Annotated in this window: 1 protein-coding gene; it reads left to right on the top strand. The window is 47.2% G+C overall.

The window, feature by feature from the left end; all coding sequences use genetic code 11:
• Window positions 1-250 (top strand): substrate-binding domain-containing protein (locus AAEY62_RS23755; protein ID WP_350636920.1); only part of this gene is annotated, 250 nt, incomplete at both ends.

Raw genomic sequence — 250 nt, 5'->3', positions numbered from 1 at the left:
GGGGTAGACAGTGCCCGGAGTATTTTAGATTTATCGCCACGGCCAACCGCAGTATTTGCTTCAAACGATTACATGGCAGCCGCCGTACTTAAATTAGCAACTCAACGCAGTTTACGTGTGCCCGATGATATTTCAATTGCTGGCTTTGATAACGCCCCTATAGCACGCCATATTTGGCCTGGGTTAACTACCATAGCGCAGCCAGTTGAAGAAATGACCAAACAGGCGGTTACTCAGCTTATTGCTCATA

It is taken from the genome of Pseudoalteromonas sp. GW168-MNA-CIBAN-0100 (assembly GCF_040309225.1).
GTDB classification, from domain to species: Bacteria; Pseudomonadota; Gammaproteobacteria; order Enterobacterales; family Alteromonadaceae; genus Pseudoalteromonas; species Pseudoalteromonas arctica.
The sequence above is the reverse complement of the archived record's forward strand: the minus strand, read 5'-3'. Positions and strand labels throughout refer to the sequence as shown.